The 4,694-nt window shown below is 38.6% G+C and carries 2 protein-coding genes and 2 pseudogenes; 2 read left to right on the top strand and 2 right to left on the bottom strand.

Annotation, left to right across the window (positions count from 1 at the left end):
* Window positions 1–233: 233 nt before the first annotated feature.
* Together OZD62_RS04165 and OZD62_RS06265 are read left to right on the top strand one after the other, a co-directional pair.
* A complete protein-coding gene (locus OZD62_RS04165) occupies window positions 234–2,060 on the top strand; it encodes a hypothetical protein (RefSeq protein WP_275019491.1) in 1,827 nt (608 codons plus the stop codon).
* Between the two features lie 13 nt (window positions 2,061–2,073).
* A pseudogene (locus OZD62_RS06265) lies at window positions 2,074–2,619 on the top strand (portal protein); the annotation flags it as partial.
* Between the two features lie 260 nt (window positions 2,620–2,879).
* Here the strand turns inward: OZD62_RS06265 and OZD62_RS04170 are convergent.
* Together OZD62_RS04170 and ltrA are read right to left on the bottom strand one after the other, a co-directional pair.
* A pseudogene (locus tag OZD62_RS04170) lies at window positions 2,880–3,005 on the bottom strand (Rpn family recombination-promoting nuclease/putative transposase); the annotation flags it as partial.
* Window positions 3,002–4,549: a group II intron reverse transcriptase/maturase gene (gene ltrA / locus OZD62_RS04175; protein WP_006280223.1), complete on the bottom strand. Its 1,548-nt coding sequence runs from the start codon at window positions 4,547–4,549 to the stop codon at window positions 3,002–3,004. The gene ltrA and the pseudogene OZD62_RS04170, both read right to left, overlap by 4 nt.
* Window positions 4,550–4,694: the final 145 nt, after the last annotated feature.

A 4,694-nucleotide genomic window follows, 5' to 3' on the forward strand; every position in this document is an offset into this window, starting at 1 on the left:
CTCATCTTTACCCCGTACTAAAATTTCAGATATTATAGCCTTTTACTTGTTTCCGGACAACCTCTAATACTTAAATTAGGCTTAGGACTTTGTGATGAGATTGATGGTGGTGAGCTGAAGCATCTAGTCTTTGCTCAGGATAAGTTAAAAAGTGATAACAACTTATCAAGAAGCCAAGAAATGGTCGATGGTATTGTTGATGAGTATAGGGGAGACTTTGAAGGTAGTGGAAGATGTTAGGGTTACTTAGTGGTCTTGGTAAAGGAGCGCTCGAGGGTAAATATGAGCAAAGACTTTTGGAACGAAAACGCTTTGAGGAATTCCAAAAGCAACACATGGAACAACAACTTAAAGCTCAGGAGTTATTACCTGATAAAAAAGAGTACATTTCAAATGTACCAAGATATCAAAGAGCGATAGATTTAGCTTATGAGAAGCTGGGTGCTGCGGAAGGTGCTTTGCCTGATTCTAGATTTTCCAGGCTACTCTATGGTGATAAAATTAATTCAGTTATGGATCTTTTTAGAGATGAATCTAAAGTCAATGCTCGCAATGAGTTTGGCCGTTACCTAGAAGGCGAGCTTTTACCTGCAATTATGCAGATTGAGGGTTTGCCTATAAATAAGTATTCAGTGGAGGCTTTCAAAGAAAAGTTCGATGTCAATAAACTCTCAGCCAAGAGTTGGAGGAAGTTTTTTGATGAAACGAGGGAAAAGCTTGATGCCCGTGCTGGGGATATTCAGAAGAAAATTAGAGGGCTAAATGAGACACAGCTTGGTCAGCTAATGCAAGATCCACAGATACAGGCAACCGTGAAGGAAGAAGCTACGAGAAAACTTGATAGTCAGATTGAAGGCTTAAGTGATGATGAACTTGATACTTTAATTAAGTTTTCAGGTAATCCTGAGATTATTAATGAACCACCGGAGATAAAGAAAAACTTTTTTCGAGAACTGGGGTTACAGATGATAGCGGATATTCCGGCTGTTGCAATAGGAGCTACGCTTGGGGCACCTTTAGGACCTATTGGGATGTTTATAGGAGGCAGTCTTGGAGGTTTGGTAGGAGCATATGCTGGAACTGCTGCTGAAAGAGGAATGGCAGGTGATCCAAATGCGCTCTCTAATGCGTTTACTGATACAAAAGAAGATGCAGCTTTGATTCTCGCAGCTCATGGGCTGGGTAATGTGGTAGCTAAAGGTGGAAAAGCAGTAACAGGTCTGTTTAAACAGGGTAGAGAACCTGTACGCAATGTAGTTAGTCGTGGTTTTGATACTGCAATAAAAGACGTACCAGATATTAAAGTAAATGATGTAGGAAAGTTCTTAAAGAGTGCTACTAAGGAAACTAACAATCCTTTTCAAAGAATTGTTGCTAAGGATTTAGCAAAGAAGTTTTCTAGTAAAGATGGAAATTATACATCCAAAGAATTTGCCGATATATTATCAGGACTCAGGGAATCTTCTCGAAATTTAGCCAAAAAATATGATGTACCAGAAAATCAGATCAGAGATGTTGTAAGCAAACTAGAAGAACACTTTTTACCGCTGCGTGCCAATGTCAGTAAAACAATGGGGCTACTAAGCGGTGCGAGTAGTGCCTTAGAGAAAGGGAACGTTAGAAAAGTAGCTGAAGTATTTGGTGAATTACCTGAAAAGATTGCTATTGACAACGGAGTATTTACTAAGGACCAAGTAATTAGAGGTTTTTTGTTAGAAAATGCTGACGCTATTAGAAATAAGTTTATAGCACCTGTTGCTTCAGAAAAATTGACAGAGTTTGCTAATAAAACAGGATGGTTTGGTCATTTATCTGGAGGAGCTATAAAAGAAGTCTTAGCACAAATAGGTCTCAATGGATTTGCAGATGGCAAAATTGCTAAGTTATTTGCCCAATATTCTTTTGGTTCTGCCAAAGATCCAGTAACACGAGAACTACTATCTGCTTTGCAAGGCAAGATTATCGAAGAACAAAGTGGTTTCATCTTAGAAATGCTTAAAAAAGCAGCTATGAGTGGTGGTAAAGTAGCTCTTCGTGGACGGGTAAAAGGAAATGACTAAGCTAGAGTACTTAATGAGACTGCGCAATAGTTGGTTTGATTATTGGAGTCAAAATATCGAGCAGGCACGGCGGCAGCATAAGTTCGTGATCATGGGGCAGCAATATACTGAAAATGAACAGCGAGAGCTGCTAAATATTGATGCAGAACCGATAGTTTTCAACGTCACATTTGCGATGGCTGAGAAGATTTTAAACACTGTACGCGGCAAAAGGTATGACTTGGAGCTTAAGGTTAATGGTGAGAGCAAAGATCCGGAGATTATGCAATTGATGCATAATCATATCACGGATCTGATCTTTAGTCAAGATCACTATGTGGAATATAGCAAAGCATTAAAAGAAGCAATAATAGGAGGATATTCTGCGCTTTATGTTGGTTTTGGTTACAATAACGAAGATATCGAAGATGATGAATTGACCTTTAAAATCAGGGCAATAAACGGTACTGAAAGTTTCTTCTTCGATCCACATAGTAATGAGCCACATAAGGGTGATGGACGTTACTGTGGTATTATTCATCGCTTATATAAAACTAGCTTGGAAAAAATGGGTTTTTCCCCTGCTAAAATTGCAAAGCTGGAATTTAAAGATAAAGATACTGTTCCTTATATTGAAGTTACTGATTTGTATTTAAAAAAAGATGGTGGCATAACTTTTTATCGCTTTACGAATGAAGAGATTCTTGAAACTAAGGAATTATATGGTCACAGACATTTGCCACTGGTATTTCATGGTGGCTGCTCTCATTATATTGATAATCATGAGGTAACAAGACCGCTGGGTGTTATGTGTCATTATGCACAGAAAACCTATAATCATTGGTTAGGTAAGGAAGTAGTATTGCTACTACTCCCTCCCTTAGAAACGCAGCATGCAGGTTTCCCCACACTACGCTTGAGCCCCTTATCTAAGTCCTTCTTTTCTCGAACCGGCTTGTCCTTCATGATTCCTCAGAAAACATCATTCTTAATGGTGACACCAACAGTAGAGAACCTTCTCTTGAGAAAGAGCTTGCTAACATTTTTGTTTGTTTCACTCTTTCATCAAAATACTTTTTCCATTTTAAGTCAAGTGGATTTGCATCCGCCCTGATTTTAACATGTCGTCTGATAGGTATATCAATCAACCTAAGCAGTCTTAAATACCTTATCTCTTTCGGTTTGTTCTTGCATATGGGTGCAGCAAAGACCCATTGGCGTTGTTTCATTACCTTGAAGTAACGATTCTTTATCCAACGTAATCCTTTACGAGGATGTCTTTTCTTTGCCCATTTCCATAGAGCACACATAATTTCATGGTCTATTTTGTTAAAAGCTCTTTTCGCACACACATGGCTGTAGTAATTTCCCCATCCCCTTAATAGGGAATTGAGCAACTTGATTAGTACGGCCTGAGTGTTCGCTATGTTTGCCTTTATCAATGTACGTGCTTTATTAAGAAGTTTCTTAATACTTTCTTTTGAAGGTTTTATAATTAACTTCTTATTATACCTGCGTACATTACAACCAAGAAAGTCAAACCCTGTTGTAATAGATGTAATTTTTGTTTTCTCTTCGGAAAGGATAAGACCTCTCTCCTGAAGAAAGGACGATACTAGAGGTTTTACTTCATTTTCCAGTACTTCACGTGTGATTCCTGAAATGATAAAGTCATCTGCGTACCTGATTACATTTACTCCACTTCTGATTTTGCTTCTTCTTTTACTGCCAAGTTTACCAAATTGACTTTCCAATGATTTTTCAAGTCCATTTAGGGCTAGATTTGCTAGTATTGGAGAGATGATACTACCTTGTGGGGTACCTGCAGTTGTGGAATACAGAGTTTTTGATTCTAGGAAGCCAGCTTTTAACCAGCTATGAAGAATTTTCTTCTCCATAGGAATATGCTTCATGAGCCATTCATGGTTAATGTTATCAAAACACCCTTTAATATCACCTTCGAGTATCCATTGTAGTTGGTTACGGCTTGCCAGTAACAAGTGACAAGCCACAGTAGCGTCTGCGCAGGATCTTTTTGGTCTAAAACCATAAGAGTGACGATCACTGATCGTTTCAGCTATCGGTTCCAAAGCAAACAAGTATAATGCTTGCATGGCTCTATCTTTTATCGTAGGGATTCCAAGAGGTCTTCTTTTGCCATTAGACTTACTGATGTATATCCGTTTTAGCGGAGAAGGTTTGTATCCTCTTTGTTTTAATAGCTTTATTCCTTGAAATTTTGTGTTGCAAGTTGACCATATTTGACGATCTACACCTGCTGTGTTTTTTCCTTGGTTTTCAGTTACTCTCTTAACCGCCAAAGCTTTGCCGCTAAAAGAGCGTGTGAGAAGGTGTTGTAAAGTTTTCACCTTACCCCATCTGCCTTGTTGGACAGCCTTAACAATACGCCTCTGTAGCCTCATAACAACTTTTTGGCATTTCTTCCAGGGTAACTGGTTCCATGCTTCGGAGTTATTGGTAGGTGCACTTACAGTTGTACTTGTAATCATCTGCTTTCCTACCTTAAGTGGTTAACAAAGTTTCTTGTCATGAGGGACCAAATGGAAGTCTGCTCGTTTTCACGCGAATTAATGTTACAAATTCTATCCATTTCGTTACAAAATGGCATTCGCTTTCTCCATTATCCTTTACCTG

This window comes from Wolbachia endosymbiont of Drosophila seguyi (genome assembly GCF_028981765.1).
GTDB lineage: Bacteria > Pseudomonadota > Alphaproteobacteria > Rickettsiales > Anaplasmataceae > Wolbachia > Wolbachia pipientis.